Below are 12299 nucleotides of genomic sequence, written 5' to 3'. Positions count from 1 at the left end.
CATTGGCTATTCAGCTTGTACCTTTCGCCCTCCAGAATGCTTCGCATTCGGCGGCTCTCTTCCGCCAGTCGGCAAGCGCAGGATGGTCGACCGCGGGCGTGATCGGTCTGGGCGAGCTCTCCGTCACCGCGCAGAGCACACCGAATATGAGCGTTCAAATCTCGGCCGGGCGGGCGAAGGTGCTCGGTTCGAGCATCGCGCCGCCGTCCGGGTTCACGTTCACCACGCAGGGGTTCTACGACGTCCTGAACGACGCGGCCGCAACGGTCACTGTCGCGGCCGCCGACGCGACGAACCCGCGCATCGATGTCGCGTACGTGCAGGTGCAGGACTCGTACTACGCGGGGGCAACAAATCAGGCCGTCCTCGGTGTTGTGACCGGCACCCCGGCAACATCGCCAGTGGCACCGGCGACCCCTTCCAACGCTCTCGCCCTGGGGACGATCGCCGTTGCCGCGAACGCGACCGTGATCGTCGCCGGGAACGTCGCGAGGGTCGCCGCCATGGCGATCCCCACGCCCACGCCCGCGTCAGTGAATTCGGGGGGCCTCACCCTGGTCAAACCCACGTCGGTCTCTGGTGCTGGCTCGCCCACAGTGTCCGCCCTCGGGACGGTGACATTCTCGGCAACGACGGCGGTGGGCATCAACGGTTGCTTCTCCGCCCTGTACGACAACTACTGCGTGCTGCTGAACGTGACGTCCGCCAGCGCCCCGGATGATGTCGCCGTGCGAGTGAGCGCGGCAGGGGTCGCCCAGTCCGCTGCGAACTATGTCCGGGCGGCCGCGGCGATGGTCTCCGTCTCCCCGTCATACACGTACACGTCCGGGGCGACTTTCACAGCCATCGGCAGGGTCGCGACATCGGGCGGCGACATCAAGGCGGAGATCCTGTCCCCGTTCAACATGCGTCCGACACGGCTCACGGCTTCAGCGATGGATGGCGATGGGTACTACGAGCAGTTGGGCGGATCCCACAACGCGGCGTTCTCCGCTGACGGGCTCACCCTCTTCGCGCTCGCGGGCTCCACGTTAGCTGGCACGGCCCGCATCTACGGCTACAACAACGGCTAGGAGATCCCATGCTTGACGGCATCGACGCGGCAACCCCGCAGAGCTCACTCGACTGGGCGCTCGCGCACGCGCAGGGGTTCCGGCACCCCTACATCAAACTCGGCGGCGACAACAATGGCCGGTATGTTGCGCCGCACTACGCGGCCGAGTGCGATCTCGCCCGGAGTGCGGGAGAGGGCGGCATCGGGCACTACTGGGTGCCCTCCGCAGCGAAGGACCCGACTGAGGCCGCCGACTACTTCGTGGACCACCTTCACGGGTGGGCTCCCGGCGACTTCTGGGTCTTGGACAACGAGCCCCTCGACGGGTGCCGGCAGTACAACGACGGCCAGGCGGCAGCGTTCGCGAACCGGGTCAACGCGCGTCTGCGAACCAGCGGGCTGCAGGGGAAGACCTACCTCGGGCTGTCGGTCGCGAACTCGCAAAGCTGGCCGGCACTTCTCGCCACCGGTTGCGACATTGTCATCGCCGCGTACTCGTACGCACCATTCGCCTACACGCTGGCCACGATCCCCGCCGACCGCAACCACGGGCACCAGACGGGCGGCGTCACCATCGGCGGCATCGCCGTCGACCACGACGTGTGGAAAGACGACGCGTTCAACTTCGCCGCCACCGCGGCCACCACCATCACCCCGCTTGCACCCCCGACACCGAAGGACGACGACATGACCGTTTACCTCAAGCCCACCGACAATTCCAGCCCGCTCCCTGACGGCACCAGTCGCATCTGGACCGGCTACCGCACCCTCGACGGCATCGAGTACGCCGACGTGTGGGGCGTTGACGGCAACGGCACAGCACGCCGGCTGACCGCGATCCAGTGGCGCATCCTCAACGCCCTGCCCAAGACGGCGATCACCCTCAACGTGGTCGAAGTCACCGGCAACGAGCTCGAGCAGATCGTCTTCGCACCCGCATTCTGACCCCCCACTCGCGCCGTCGAGAGGCGGCCTCACCCCTGGAGGGGAAATGCAAACCCTGAATCAACGTATCGGTGCACGCATCACCCGCATCGTGGGCACCATGTGGGCGGCATACCTGTTCACCCTGCTCGCCCTCGTCTCACTGCCCGCTGTGATCGCGTCGGGCGATTCTGTGATCCTCGTCGCATGGATCGCCCAGACGCTGTTACAGCTCGTCCTGCTGCCCGTCATCATCGTGGGCCAGAACTTGCAGGCCGCGAAGGTTGAAGCCCGTGACGCCGAGCATGCGGCGAAGGTCGAAGCTCGCGACATCGAAATGTGGACGACGATCATGCGCGACAGTGCAGAGAATCACGCAGCCGCATCGTTAGAACGCGACGAGATGACGGAGATCCTGACGGACCTCCGCGAGATGGTCAAGGCACAAGCATGACCATCGCTCAGGAGTGGACACCCGACATGCTGCGAACCCTCATGCAGCAGCAGATCGACTCACTGCAAACCCTCATGACCCAGCAGGTGTCTGACCTGCGGACCATGCTCGACGAGCGGTATGCGACCCAGACCCGCGCCGTCGACGCCGCCTTCTTGGCCCAGTCCACCGCCATGGCAACCGCGCTCACCGCCGCCAAACAAGCTGTGGAGACGGCCCTGCAGGCGCAGGAGAAAGCCGTCGACAAGGCCGAGGCTGCCGCCGAAAAGCGCTTCGATGCCTTTCGACTTGAGTCTGACATGCAAATCCGGGCCCAGGGCGAGAAGCAGGACACCGACTCCGCGCGACTCTCGGACCGGCTGAATAAGTTGGAGCTCCGCCTCACGTCCCGGCTTGACCTCGATCAGGGGCAGGCCACGGGCACCACGGATGCGAGCGCCCTGCACCGGATCGCCATCGCACAAGGCTGGGCGATCGCGGGCGTCGTCGTCGCCATGATCGCCGCCGTCGTATCCCTCGCCATCCTCGTCACCCACCCCTAGGAGAAATCATGTCCACCATCGTCCAAACCATCACCACGAACATCTTGAAGCGGGCGTGGGGTGACATCGAACCGAAGCTGTGGGCGTGGCTCGCGACCGGTGTCACCGCAACTGTCGTCGTCAAGGCGGCCGCGTACGCAGGCATCGCGATCGATCCTGCCGCCGCTCTCGCTGTCTCAACGCTCGTCGGCCTCATCGCGGGTTACCTGAAGTCGAGCACGGAGCGTGTGGCCCCGGTCCTGCCCGCCGTTGAAGTGCCCGCTCAGCCTGCCATCGTGACCCCGGCCGCCCCGATCGTGGACGCCCCGGCCCCTGAGGTTGTCACCATCATCCCGGAGCCCCCCGTCGCAGCGATTGTGACGCCCGTTTCTGTCCCCGCGGTTGTCCCTGTCGTCCCAACCGTCTGATGTGCGAGTGCAAGCACCCCTGCAACCAGCCGGGGTGCCAGCACGACCGCGCCTGTGACTAATGCAAACACCCCAGCTAGGAGACATCATGCCCTTCACCCCCAAGGTCTACCAGGACGGTGCGGCAGGTAACACTCCGATCCTCGCGGCTGACCTCAACGCGCTCGAGAACGAGGCTGCAGCCGAAGACATCCTCATCCTGGGGTCCGCGGCCGCGAATGCATTCGCCGTCCATACCGCCGCCCTTGCCACGCACACGGCACAGATCGCAGCGGGCGATATCACCAACCCGGCATCCCCGGCCGCGGCTGTCATCGTCCCCCGGTGGACCCCCAGCACCGTCTACGCAGCATCCGCCATGGTCACCTCCCCGAACGGCGACAACGTGACCGCCCTGGCAGCGCACACCTCGGGGAGCACGTTCACCCCGGCGAACTGGGCGCTCTCACCCGTGCTATCTGCCACGTTTGCACGATCCGCTGCGGCCCGTTTCGCACCCGGACGGCGATGGGCATTCCTCGGTGATTCGATCACGTACGGCAGCAACGCAGCAGCACTCTACAGCTATGTGGACGTGGCGCTCCGTGGTGCAGGGGCACGAGCTCGAGACATCGCGGACGGGTCGATCAATGCGGGCGTGCCCGGTGATACCAGCAATGGTGCTCTCGGCCGCTTCGATGCGCAGGTGGCCGCATTCGCCCCGCAGGCAGTCCACATTCAGCTTGGGACCAACGACGTAAGTCAGGACGTAACGCTGGCCGTCTACTCCGCCAACATGAAGGCGATCGTTGCGAAGTGCAAGGCCCTCGGCATCCCGGTAACGATCGGGACCGTGCCGCCGCAGGCCGCTGGGACGGCTGGCCTCACGGACGCGCACCGTCTTCTTCGCGACTCGTACAATCTCTGGCTTCGCCTCTGGGCACCGGGCGCAGGGGTGATCCTCGCGGACACTTCTACGGCGGTGACCGACCCCGCGACAGGCGACATGCTCGCCGCCTACAGCAGCGACGGCACCCACCCAACGACGGAAGGGCACCGACTCCTCGGCCTCGCGGTCGCTGCGGCAATGAAGCAGGTTACCGACGTGCAGCCCGCATGGTTCGTATCATCCCCGTCAAAGGGTTGCCTCGTCGCAAACCCGATCATGGCTGGGGCCGGAACCATCCCGACCGGCTGGTCGGACGCGACGTGGCTCGGCGGTTCCGGGACCGTGCCGACATTCAGCCTCGTTGCCGACACGAGCGGAACCCTCACCGCCGGGCAGTGGTCGCAGTTCGCATGGACCGCAGCCGCCGCCGCATCGCAGCGCGTGCTCAGCACGGGCAACTTCCCGGGCAGTCCGTTCGCCGCGGGCACTGTGCTTCTCGTCTGCGGTCGCCTCCAGATCGATGACGTGTCCGGATGGCTCACCGCCCACGTCGTGGGCGGCGGAAATGCCAAGGTGAGCGTGGCGATCATTGATGCCGATTCGGCCGTCAACGTGGCCGTTGCAATGGTGGACGTGGACGCGGCAGGAACGATCAGCTTCGCCAAGCTCGTCACGGTCGCGGCCGCGCACACTAACATGGCCCTGACCCTGCGGGCGAACGTGCCTGTCGGGGTCAGCGTGAACATCCGGATGGGTCAAGTAGGCGTCTACAACCTGACCGCGCTCGGAGTCGGCGCGAACAACTAGGGCGTAGCCGTCAGGCAGGCAACGACGGCGTCCGCCCAGATCGTGTTCCCCTGATCGTTCGGGTGCACGCCGTCGCGGAGCTGAGTGCTCGTATCCGAGAACGCGGCGAACACATCGCAGACAACGTTCGCAGAGGCGAGAGCTTCGCGATCTCCCGCGATGTAGTCGGAGTAGTGCAGGCCGAGGGAATTGCTGCCGAGGTCGGCAATTGGTGAAGGCACGATCCCAACAATGAAGGCGTCGGGAAGTTGTGCGCGGAGATCCGCGATCGTCTGGGCGGTCAGGCTCTTGGAGTCCTTGATGCTGAGCGCCTGACCCATGTTGTTCGGAGTGCCCGGCTCAACGAACACGATGTCAGGATGGTCGGCCTCGACCGCCGCAACGCCGCCGCTTGCGCGGATCGCCTTGATTGTTTGGCCTGGGTAGCCGTGGACGCCGATCGTGAATCGGTCGCCGAGCGTGGTCTTGAGCTTCCAACCCCAGGTCTCCGCGTAGGTGCTCGCGCCGTTACCCGCTGTCAGTGAGCTTCCGAGGCTGGCCATAGCGACCGGTCCGGGCTTCGCCGCAACGAAGGTCTGGAATGCCGTCCTCGCGGCCTCCACTGTGGGCGATGCAGTCTCGGCCGGTCGAGCGTACGAAGACTCGGTGGCGCGTGGACTGAGCGCGACGACGACCAGGGCAAGCGCTGCGACCACCGTCAGGCCGATACCGACCATCGTCAGCATGCGAGTCTGCCTCGACTGGTGGTGGTTCCTCCGGCTGCGTTTCTTCCCCCGTGACATAACTTTGAGCCTACGGGGCTGCTACCCGGCAGGATGCCGAACGAGACCCCCCGAACAAGGGCACACCGCCCTCGCGTAACCCCGTCAATTCGACCCAGTACGTGTGATTCGTCCGCACGCAAATAAGGCCCTCGGCCATCCACTTCGGTGGGTGAGCCGGGGGCCTTTTCGTCGTTAACGCGCGAGCACCGCCGTCAAGCACGACGGGCAGTGACGTCCCCCGCAACTCCCCCATTCCGGGTGACACGGCGTCACATGCCAGTCGCGGCCTCATGGGGTACTGTTTAAAACTCGTTAGGCTAAACGTTAGGCTTACAAACCGTTTCCCGGATGGGGGTCGAACACCCTTGCATCCCTTTGTTTCATTGGTGCCCCCGGTTGGAATCGAACCAACGACAAGCGGATTAGAAGCTCGCTGTTTAATGGTTTTGGGGGCAATGAATCATTGAACATCCGCATGATTACGCGGTTCACATCTCGCTAGCACCCCGTAGCGCGAAGACACTTAGGCTAACGGTTAGGCTAACGTCGTGCTAGGTTCTAGACATGAGCGAAACAGGGAACACCAAGAGCAGCATCTCCCCATCCGGGAACACGGTGCCGAGCATCACCAACGCGAAAAGCCTCGAAATCAAGCTCGGCGACATTGTTGTAACCGCGGGGTCCAAGACGCAACGGGTGGTAGACGGCATTTCGAGGGGCGAGGTTCACGGCACCCGCCTGGACCGGGGCAACGTGGCCCATTCCAGGTGGCTGAACCCGGACAAGCTCACGATTCTCGGATCGGTCCTCTAGACATGCCCACCAAGACGAACACCAGAAGAACCGGAGCCGACCTCGCGCGGGAGCTCATTGCGATCACCCAGCGCATTGACGATGCCAGCTTTGGGGTGGGGGTTTACCAGTTCAACGCCGGCCCTGAACTTGCCAAGTTCCGGGCGCGTTACGCAGCGGCCTACGAAGACATGCGCGCGCTAACCGTCGAGATTTCCCAGATCTAGCTCGCAACAAAAAAGGCCTCACGGGTGTAGGAGCCCGTGAGGCCAGTTCAATCCAAGCTCTCGACAAGGAAGGAACATCATGCACTCTAGCAACCCCCGTAACGCTTCAGTCGGCAGAAGACTGGATAGGTCCGGTGTCATGTGCGGCTCAATGTGGAGCGTGCATGCCAGAAGAATCCCCGAAGGGCCGCGGCCCCCGATCATGGAGAAGGTGGCCAAGATGATGAACGACAGCCAGGAGCGCAAGGCGTGACCAAGCCTCGTGTCCCGAAGCCTGAACCCGAGGCTGTGAAGAAGACCCGCCAGCCGCGTGGGGAGCCCCGACCGTACCAGCGCGCATCCGATGGAATGTGGTGCGTGCCCGTCGAGCTCCCCTCGCGTGACGGCACACGCCGGCGCAAGGTCCTCGTCGCCAAGACCGAGGGCGCCGTGAAGCTCAAGGCAAAGAACGCCAGGCGCGACCTGCTCAAGAACGGGGATCTCTCGACGTCGAGTGTCACCGTTGAGAAGTGGATGAACATCTGGTTTGACACGATCGCGCTGAAGAAGATTGCCCCGCGTACTGCGAGCGCATACCGGGGCCAGATCAACAACTACGTGATCCCCGCGATTGGCAAGATCCGGTTGGACAAACTGACCGCTGTGCACATCTACCGGGTGGCCGATTACATCACGTCAAAGCCGAAGAACCCGAACGACCCGAGCAAGGGTTTCCTGTCCTCGACCACAGCGATGAACACGCACCGGATGCTGACGGTCGCACTCGACTATGCCGAACGCGAGTCACGCATCACGAAGAACCCCGCCAAGCTCGCTGACGCCCCACGTAAGGCCGTGGCGAACCTTGGCGTAATGACAGCCCTTGACGGCGTGAAAGTCCTACAGGCGGTCGCAGGTGACCGGCTGGGATCGCGCTGGGCGACGGCGCTACTCACGGGTGCGCGGCAAGGTGAAGTGATCGGGCTGGAGCTCGACCGGGTAACCGATGTTCTCGACCTGTCCTGGCAGCTGCAACGCATCACCTGGGAGCACGGTTGCGGCGGAACGTGCGGACGCAAGCGCGGCACCGACTGCCCGCAACAGAAGATCACGCACCCCGCCGACTGGGAATATCGACGCCTCGGAACCACCGGTCTGTGTCTCACCCGCCCGAAGTCTGCGGCAGGGTGGCGCATCATCCCCCTCGTGGAACCGCTGCGCACCATCATCGAGCGCCGCATCGCCGTGGCCGCGACCGAACCCAACCCGCACGGCCTCGTGTGGACGCAAGATCCCAAGCTGAACCGGGGCGGCGCTAAGGGTACGATACGTGTCCGGCAGCCCCTTGACGGCTCACCCCTCGACCCCTCCCCCGACAACCTCGCCTGGCACGCCGTACTCGAACGCGCCGGGGTCGCAAGTGTCCCCCTGCACGCCGCACGACACACAACCGCGTCCCTGCTACTCGAGGCCAACGTGCCCGAAGCGATCATCATGAAGATACTCGGGCACAACTCGTTCGCAGTGACCCGCGCCTATCAGACGGTCGATCGCAAGCAACTTGACAAGGCGCTGACGGCAATCTCCGCTTTGATGCCTCTCGACGTACCCCCAAAACAGGGTTAGACATGCCTAAACCCCTGATCAGCTGTCCCCATTAATGAGGACTACACAGCTTTGGGTGTCAGCGGTGGGACATACCGTTGAACCATGCACCGAGAATGGCTCGGCGCAGGGGAAGCACTGGGGTACAAATTGAGCAAGTGTGGATACACAATCACCGAATCAGCGGATGCAGCAGGGGTCGAGGAAAGAGACATCGAAGTCGCGCTCGCCACGAACAAGCTGAGCGCCCGAAGGGTCCCGTGCATGGGATCTGACCGGGCTATCGTCCTGCACGCAGATTTGGTGGCATGGCTGGAAACCATGCCGAGATGGATTGCCTAAAGCGGCGCAATCCCTCGGTCGGGCTCGGCGTTGCGTGAACTGGACGCAGCGTCGGCCTCGGCTATCACGGCCCGAGTTTTCAAGCCGAGCGCCCAGCAGATAGCGTCGATCTGCTCGATGTCGATCTGCTTCTCGCCGGCCAGTATCTTCTGCATTTGCGGTCGCGAGATTCCCACCGCGGCGGCCAGAGCTGTCTTGGTGATGTTGTCACGGCCCATGCGGGCGCGCAGGATAGACGTAATAGCTTCTGTGAGCGGACCTGGCACGCTCTTTGTTCCTCCGGGCATGCCCCCAGTGTGCCACCGATGGAACTAATCCGCTATTTTTCGCCTAAATAGTTCCATATGGTTCCTAAACGTTCCAACGTGTGCCATGCTGTTCTACATGGAACACACCAAGCTAAGAAGAGCAAGGATCGCGACTGAGCTTCGCGCAGAACTTGCCCGACAGAACAAGACCAAGGCCAGCCTGTCACGAGCCACCGACATTGCAGTACCAGTCCTGAGACGCCGCCTAGCAGGCGTCATGCCCTTCTACGTAGATGAGCTTGACGCCTGCTGCGCTTTCCTCGGGATATCAATCTCTGAACTCCTCCAGCGTGCCGACTCCGCTGAGGTTGCAGTATGACCGCCCTCGACCGCTGGTCGAATCTGGCCCCGGCCCCTATCGCCTATGACATTCCAGGCGCGGCCCGCGCTATCGGCCAGTCGGTCGACACCATCAAGAAGGCTATCGCGGCCAACACCTTGACCCCTCGGTTTCGCAACTCGAAGCCGATGATCCTCCACAGCGACCTCCTCGAGTGGGCTGAAACTGCCCCCCTGGACAAGCCGGAACCCCTGCAGAAGTAGGGCATCTGTCCCCCGTCGCTCTCGCCGGCGTCTGGGGATCAGGTTTGCCGAACCTAAAACGGCTGCACGACCAGCTCTGCCCCATGCCACACGCCGCCTCCGGGTCCGCGTGAAGGAGGGGGCGCTCGCTCATTCATAACTACACACGGAACCCCGCGAAATAGATGAGGGGAAGCCTCCGCACGGTTTAGCACCCGGCCGGAGAGGCGCAGCAGATTCGTTGCGTAGAGCGTCAGGCCCGTAAAGCCCTCGCTCACATGACCCAGGCCACAAACGGCAGGGGAGCACGACCGCTGACCCCCTGAGGTTGGTGGGTAAGGCCGTCGATGACCGCTCTAGCGCGATCGGCGGCAGACGTGGTTACAGACGGCCCTCATGGGTACCCGGTAAGGGCTAAGCGGTCACGAGGTAACCAGCCGGTCGGCTTCGAGTCCCGACCAGCCAGTGCGTGCGCTCACTGATCGGCGCACTGGCACTCACCAACAGAGAGGTCCATATGAAATACGTCTTACTCACCCTTGCCGCGATCGTCGTGCTTGTCGGTGCGTGGTTCGGCTACTGGGCGCTCGCTCAGGCCAACCAGACCGCACAGTACGGCGTGAACACGAACGGCCAGCAGTACCAGTCGGGTCTTGTCTCCCAGGAGCGCGACCGCATCGCCGGTTACGACAAGGCGCTCGACCCCGCGCAGAAGGCACAGATCAAGGTCACCTTCTGCCAGGTCTTCCCGGACCTGAAACCGGCCCCCACCGATCTGGTGCAGGCAAACGCCCGCATCTGCTTCTAACAGAAAGAGCAACCATGAACCGCAAGAAAACCATTCTCGCCTTGGCCGCCGTGGTCGCCCTCGGGCTGGCGCTGACGGGCTGCACGGAAACGCCGAGCGCCACGCAGAACGATCAGGTGGCGTCGAACAGCCAGTTGGACCGTTACCAGAAGAACCAACCGATCCCCGCCGCTGACTGGTCCCAATACAGGCAGACGGTGATCGACGTGGAGAACGCGCAGATCCACGGGGTTGCGACGACCACGTTCTTCTTCAATCAGGGCACGCCCAAGCCGATCAAGGTGTGCCCGTCCATCGGGTTCGCCGTCCCGACGACCGCGCAGCTGACCAATCCGGACCAGATCACCAACACCAGCGGGGCGGCGGCCGGCTACGGGGTTGTCGCACAGCAGGAGCCGAGCGGCGTGTACACGGGCGCATCGTCTGGAACGTACGTCGTCTGTGTCGCCTCCGATGGGAGTAAGTACATCTCCTACTGGGAGGGCGACGTGCAGACCGAGGGTGGCGCTGCCCACTGGGACAACACGCAGGGTCTGATCCTGCTCGACGGTGCACCAACCGTCACCGCAAAAACGCAGTAGCACGACGGGCGCCGAGTCGGTCGCGGGGTTGCGGAGGTTCGAATCCTCCCGGCGCTACGCACACACGAAAAAGGCCTCACCGGTTCGAGCCAGTGAGGCCATCACGCACACGAAAGGAACGTCATGGACACCGTACCAACTATCACCGGCGCCGACACGACGAGAGCCCGAGAGTCGGACCCGCTCACCTCCCACGCCGCGGCGGACAGCAACACGAACCGGGTGCACGTCAAGGCCGCCGTACTCCGGCTGATCACGGGCCGCCCGATGACGGACGAGCAGTTGACGGCCGCGTACTTCGCCGAGCTCGACTACGTGCCCGCCGACCTCGACTCACCCCGCAAGCGGCGGTCGGAACTCACCAAGGACGGCGTGATCGAAGCATCCGGCGTCACCGCCACGGGCCGTAGTAACCGACAGGTCAACGTCTGGCGGGTGACCTCATGAGCTTCACGCCCCCGAACTTTGATCCGCACGCCGACAGCATCGACGTGCCCGCCTACGCCTGGTCTGACCCGGAGATCTCCCGCCTGGATCTGATGGAGAACCGTCAGTGGGTACGCGACGCTGTGGCGCGGAGCCTCATGCTCCCGCCCATTGTGACTGCCCCGATTGCCCCGCCCCGGAAGTCGCACAGCGCACTCGCCTGGGCTACCACGGCGCTCCTACTGGCCGTCCTCGGCCTGCTCGTTCTCGCTGTGGCGATCTCCCAGTGACCGCCATCTGGAAGGTCGCACGAGTGCTCGCCGTCGTCTGGACTGTCCTCATCCTCGGCGCGATCGTCGCAGTCGTGTGGCGGGCTGCCTCGTGACCGCCGTCGAGGAGATCCAGGCAGCGATCGAGAAGCTGACTTCGCTTCGAGATGAGTGCGGCTACTTCGAGATGAACGGGTGGCTCGCCGAAGAAGTCCCCGGGGCATCGGGCGCAATCGACGATCCAGGATACGCACCGGTCACGAACGACCCACTAATGGTCACCCTGCACCGCACCATCGACGCGCAGCTCGACATCCTGTCCGATGGGCTGAACGCTCTCATGAATCCCTTGCCGTTCTTTTTCGTGAACGGTAAGGACTTCTCGTCGAACGTCTATCACTTCCACATTGAGCTCGCCCGCGCAATCAACGGGACCGCCTAATGGCTTCCTCAGGTCAGGGCGTCGCCGTCGAGATCGCCAATACCGAGTGCACGGAGCCCGTCATCCTTCTGGGCTTCGAGGTCCCTTGCAACTGGTCGGGCATCTCGGACGTCGACGTGGACTCGGACAATACCGCCTGGTGGACGTGCCCGTACTGCAGAACGCTCCACGAGACGAC

The 12299-nt window shown here is 63.9% G+C and carries 18 protein-coding genes and 1 tRNA gene; 16 read left to right on the top strand and 3 right to left on the bottom strand.

Annotation, left to right across the window (positions count from 1 at the left end):
• Positions 1-2: 2 nt before the first annotated feature.
• The 6 genes from RCH22_RS04580 to RCH22_RS04555 all read left to right on the top strand — a co-directional run bounded on the left by RCH22_RS04580 (position 3) and on the right by RCH22_RS04555 (position 5056).
• Complete coding sequence (locus RCH22_RS04580; RefSeq protein WP_327012920.1) at positions 3-1073, top strand: hypothetical protein; 1071 nt, start codon at positions 3-5, stop codon at positions 1071-1073.
• A gap of 8 nt (positions 1074-1081) precedes the next feature.
• On the top strand, positions 1082-1999 hold the full coding sequence (locus RCH22_RS04575) for a GH25 family lysozyme (protein WP_327012919.1): 918 nt from the start codon (positions 1082-1084) through the stop codon (positions 1997-1999).
• A gap of 46 nt (positions 2000-2045) precedes the next feature.
• Positions 2046-2432, top strand: a complete 387-nt coding sequence (locus RCH22_RS04570) for a hypothetical protein (RefSeq protein WP_327012918.1) — start codon at positions 2046-2048, stop codon at positions 2430-2432.
• Complete coding sequence (locus RCH22_RS04565; RefSeq protein WP_327012917.1) at positions 2429-2974, top strand: hypothetical protein; 546 nt, start codon at positions 2429-2431, stop codon at positions 2972-2974. The genes RCH22_RS04570 and RCH22_RS04565 overlap by 4 nt, the downstream gene beginning before the upstream one ends.
• Before the next feature lie 8 nt (positions 2975-2982).
• Positions 2983-3381, top strand: a complete 399-nt coding sequence (locus RCH22_RS04560) for a hypothetical protein (RefSeq protein ID WP_327012916.1) — start codon at positions 2983-2985, stop codon at positions 3379-3381.
• A gap of 88 nt (positions 3382-3469) precedes the next feature.
• Positions 3470-5056 carry a GDSL-type esterase/lipase family protein gene (locus tag RCH22_RS04555; RefSeq protein WP_327012915.1) on the top strand — a complete coding sequence of 529 codons (1587 nt, stop codon included), beginning with the start codon at positions 3470-3472 and terminating at the stop codon, positions 5054-5056.
• On the opposite strand, the gene RCH22_RS04550 is transcribed toward RCH22_RS04555, so the two are convergent.
• Both RCH22_RS04550 and RCH22_RS04545 read right to left on the bottom strand, forming a co-directional pair.
• Positions 5053-5781: an SGNH/GDSL hydrolase family protein gene (locus RCH22_RS04550; RefSeq protein WP_327012914.1), complete on the bottom strand. Its 729-nt coding sequence runs from the start codon at positions 5779-5781 to the stop codon at positions 5053-5055. The genes RCH22_RS04555 and RCH22_RS04550 overlap by 4 nt on opposite strands.
• 423 nt (positions 5782-6204) lie before the next feature.
• Positions 6205-6274: transfer RNA gene (locus tag RCH22_RS04545), tRNA-Ser, on the bottom strand.
• Positions 6275-6384: 110 nt separating this feature from the next.
• Between RCH22_RS04545 and RCH22_RS04540 the strand changes: the two genes are divergently transcribed.
• The 3 genes from RCH22_RS04540 (at position 6385) to RCH22_RS04530 (ending at position 8444) form a co-directional block, all read left to right on the top strand.
• Positions 6385-6633, top strand: coding sequence for a hypothetical protein (locus RCH22_RS04540; protein WP_327012984.1), 249 nt, complete (start codon positions 6385-6387; stop codon positions 6631-6633).
• Between the two features lie 2 nt (positions 6634-6635).
• Complete coding sequence (locus RCH22_RS04535) at positions 6636-6839, top strand: hypothetical protein (RefSeq protein ID WP_327012983.1); 204 nt, start codon at positions 6636-6638, stop codon at positions 6837-6839.
• A 249-nt stretch (positions 6840-7088) separates the two neighbouring features.
• Positions 7089-8444, top strand: a complete 1356-nt coding sequence (locus tag RCH22_RS04530) for a site-specific integrase (RefSeq protein ID WP_327012982.1) — start codon at positions 7089-7091, stop codon at positions 8442-8444.
• Positions 8445-8761: 317 nt separating this feature from the next.
• On the opposite strand, the gene RCH22_RS04525 is transcribed toward RCH22_RS04530, so the two are convergent.
• On the bottom strand, positions 8762-8983 hold the full coding sequence (locus RCH22_RS04525; RefSeq protein WP_327012981.1) for a helix-turn-helix transcriptional regulator: 222 nt from the start codon (positions 8981-8983) through the stop codon (positions 8762-8764).
• A gap of 166 nt (positions 8984-9149) precedes the next feature.
• Between RCH22_RS04525 and RCH22_RS04520 the strand changes: the two genes are divergently transcribed.
• From RCH22_RS04520 to RCH22_RS04490, 7 genes are all read left to right on the top strand, one after another.
• Positions 9150-9392 carry a helix-turn-helix transcriptional regulator gene (locus RCH22_RS04520; RefSeq protein ID WP_327012980.1) on the top strand — a complete coding sequence of 81 codons (243 nt, stop codon included), beginning with the start codon at positions 9150-9152 and terminating at the stop codon, positions 9390-9392.
• Positions 9389-9616 (top strand): hypothetical protein, encoded by a 228-nt coding sequence (locus RCH22_RS04515; RefSeq protein ID WP_327012979.1) that lies wholly within the window; start codon positions 9389-9391, stop codon positions 9614-9616. Before RCH22_RS04520 ends, RCH22_RS04515 begins: the two co-directional genes overlap by 4 nt.
• 496 nt (positions 9617-10112) lie before the next feature.
• Positions 10113-10403, top strand: coding sequence for a hypothetical protein (locus RCH22_RS04510; RefSeq protein WP_327012978.1), 291 nt, complete (start codon positions 10113-10115; stop codon positions 10401-10403).
• Positions 10404-10417: 14 nt separating this feature from the next.
• A complete protein-coding gene (locus RCH22_RS04505) occupies positions 10418-10984 on the top strand; it encodes a hypothetical protein (RefSeq protein ID WP_327012977.1) in 567 nt (188 codons plus the stop codon).
• Between the two features lie 123 nt (positions 10985-11107).
• Positions 11108-11431, top strand: a complete 324-nt coding sequence (locus RCH22_RS04500) for a hypothetical protein (protein WP_327012976.1) — start codon at positions 11108-11110, stop codon at positions 11429-11431.
• On the top strand, positions 11428-11700 hold the full coding sequence (locus RCH22_RS04495) for a hypothetical protein (RefSeq protein WP_327012975.1): 273 nt from the start codon (positions 11428-11430) through the stop codon (positions 11698-11700). Before RCH22_RS04500 ends, RCH22_RS04495 begins: the two co-directional genes overlap by 4 nt.
• Before the next feature lie 91 nt (positions 11701-11791).
• The gene (locus RCH22_RS04490) at positions 11792-12121 is read left to right on the top strand and encodes a hypothetical protein (RefSeq protein ID WP_327012974.1); all 330 of its coding nucleotides are present in this window, start codon (positions 11792-11794) and stop codon (positions 12119-12121) included.
• Positions 12122-12299: the final 178 nt, after the last annotated feature.

It is taken from the genome of Cryobacterium sp. GrIS_2_6 (assembly GCF_035984545.1).
GTDB lineage: Bacteria > Actinomycetota > Actinomycetes > Actinomycetales > Microbacteriaceae > Cryobacterium.
The sequence above is the reverse complement of the archived record's forward strand: the minus strand, read 5'-3'. Positions and strand labels throughout refer to the sequence as shown.

What these genes read in the sequence shown, in the direction of transcription:
- RCH22_RS04570 (WP_327012918.1), top strand. Translation starts at nt 2,046, where the DNA reads ATGCAAACCCTGAATCAACGTATCGGTGCACGCATCACCCGCATCGTG.
- RCH22_RS04550 (WP_327012914.1), bottom strand. Translation starts at nt 5,781, where the DNA reads ATGCTGACGATGGTCGGTATCGGCCTGACGGTGGTCGCAGCGCTTGCC.
- RCH22_RS04575 (WP_327012919.1), top strand. Translation starts at nt 1,082, where the DNA reads ATGCTTGACGGCATCGACGCGGCAACCCCGCAGAGCTCACTCGACTGG.
- RCH22_RS04565 (WP_327012917.1), top strand. Translation starts at nt 2,429, where the DNA reads ATGACCATCGCTCAGGAGTGGACACCCGACATGCTGCGAACCCTCATG.
- RCH22_RS04540 (WP_327012984.1), top strand. Translation starts at nt 6,385, where the DNA reads ATGAGCGAAACAGGGAACACCAAGAGCAGCATCTCCCCATCCGGGAAC.
- RCH22_RS04515 (WP_327012979.1), top strand. Translation starts at nt 9,389, where the DNA reads ATGACCGCCCTCGACCGCTGGTCGAATCTGGCCCCGGCCCCTATCGCC.
- RCH22_RS04520 (WP_327012980.1), top strand. Translation starts at nt 9,150, where the DNA reads ATGGAACACACCAAGCTAAGAAGAGCAAGGATCGCGACTGAGCTTCGC.
- RCH22_RS04560 (WP_327012916.1), top strand. Translation starts at nt 2,983, where the DNA reads ATGTCCACCATCGTCCAAACCATCACCACGAACATCTTGAAGCGGGCG.
- RCH22_RS04555 (WP_327012915.1), top strand. Translation starts at nt 3,470, where the DNA reads ATGCCCTTCACCCCCAAGGTCTACCAGGACGGTGCGGCAGGTAACACT.
- RCH22_RS04505 (WP_327012977.1), top strand. Translation starts at nt 10,418, where the DNA reads ATGAACCGCAAGAAAACCATTCTCGCCTTGGCCGCCGTGGTCGCCCTC.
- RCH22_RS04500 (WP_327012976.1), top strand. Translation starts at nt 11,108, where the DNA reads ATGGACACCGTACCAACTATCACCGGCGCCGACACGACGAGAGCCCGA.
- RCH22_RS04510 (WP_327012978.1), top strand. Translation starts at nt 10,113, where the DNA reads ATGAAATACGTCTTACTCACCCTTGCCGCGATCGTCGTGCTTGTCGGT.
- RCH22_RS04525 (WP_327012981.1), bottom strand. Translation starts at nt 8,983, where the DNA reads ATGGGCCGTGACAACATCACCAAGACAGCTCTGGCCGCCGCGGTGGGA.
- RCH22_RS04535 (WP_327012983.1), top strand. Translation starts at nt 6,636, where the DNA reads ATGCCCACCAAGACGAACACCAGAAGAACCGGAGCCGACCTCGCGCGG.
- RCH22_RS04495 (WP_327012975.1), top strand. Translation starts at nt 11,428, where the DNA reads ATGAGCTTCACGCCCCCGAACTTTGATCCGCACGCCGACAGCATCGAC.